This is a genomic window from Yersinia sp. 1252 StPb PI (genome assembly GCF_048593885.1).
Lineage (GTDB): Bacteria > Pseudomonadota > Gammaproteobacteria > Enterobacterales > Enterobacteriaceae > Yersinia > Yersinia enterocolitica_E.
Window position 1 is genome coordinate 1 of the sequence record NZ_JAZGQE010000380.1, and the last position, 1,255, is coordinate 1,255.

Here is a 1,255-nt window from a genome sequence, read left to right on the forward strand (position 1 = left end):
CCTAATGTTATTATAAGGTCAATACTGACCAGCTTCGCACCATGCAGTTTACGGGTTTTAGTTAATAACTTCTCGGCATACCGGGTGATACCGATATACCAAACTGTGGCGTTCCCACAGTGTTCAACCTAGGATGGTATCGATATGAAATTGCAGCAGCTCCGTTATATTGTTGAGGTGGTCAATCACAACCTTAACGTATCGTCCACCGCAGAAGGACTGTATACCTCGCAGCCGGGGATCAGTAAGCAGGTCCGCATGCTGGAAGATGAGCTGGGTATCCAAATTTTTGCCCGCAGTGGCAAACATCTCACGCAGGTGACCCCCGCAGGGCTGGAAATCATCCGTATTGCCCGTGAAGTCTTGTCCAAAGTAGATGCTATCAAAGCCGTTGCCGGTGAACATACCTATCCTGATAAAGGTTCGCTGTATGTAGCCACTACCCATACTCAGGCGCGTTATGCATTGCCGAATGTGATTAAAGGTTTTATCGAGCGCTACCCGCGTGTGTCGCTTCATATGCATCAAGGCTCGCCGACCCAAATAGCCGAAGCGGTTTCTAAAGGGAGCGCTGATTTCGCTATTGCCACTGAGGCGCTGCATTTATATGACGACCTGATTATGTTGCCGTGCTATCACTGGAACCGTGCTGTGGTAGTGAAGCCTGATCATCCTTTAGCAGGTAAAACCCACGTCAGCATTGAAGAGCTGGCAGCATACCCGATTGTGACTTATACCTTTGGTTTTACTGGTCGTTCTGAGCTGGATACTGCATTTAATCGTGCTGGCCTGACACCGCGCATTGTGTTTACCGCGACGGATGCCGATGTGATTAAAACCTATGTGCGATTAGGGCTGGGTGTGGGGGTTATCGCCAGTATGGCAGTTGATCCGATCCAAGATCCTGATCTGGTGATAGTTGATGCCCGTGATATCTTTACCTACAGCACCACGAAAATTGGTTTCCGCCGCAGCACTTTCTTGCGCAGTTATATGTATGACTTTATTCTGCGTTTCGCCCCACATCTGACCCGTGATGTGGTGGATAAAGCGGTTGCCTTGCGTTCTAATGAAGATATTGAAGCGATGTTTAAAGATATAAAACTGCCGACGAAGTGATTTATAAAGAAATAAAAGCCATCTCTTTTTAGCGATGGCTTTTCCATAATAGTACTAATAAGTAAAAATTCAAAAGCCAATAGTCACCTCTCCTGTTAATTTATTTATGAAAATAATGGTGTTTTTCAGTAAATAC

General features: G+C 46.1%; 1 protein-coding gene. It reads left to right on the forward strand.

Translation table 11 applies throughout. The features are described 5' to 3' along the window. Nucleotides 1–144 precede the first annotated feature (144 nt). On the forward strand, nucleotides 145–1,119 hold the full coding sequence (gene cysB, locus V2A85_RS23765; protein ID WP_372558978.1) for an HTH-type transcriptional regulator CysB: 975 nt from the start codon (nucleotides 145–147) through the stop codon (nucleotides 1,117–1,119). Nucleotides 1,120–1,255: the final 136 nt, after the last annotated feature.

Excerpts from the sequence above, each read along its gene's own strand:
- cysB (WP_372558978.1), top strand. The coding sequence starts at position 145 with ATGAAATTGCAGCAGCTCCGTTATATTGTTGAGGTGGTCAATCACAAC.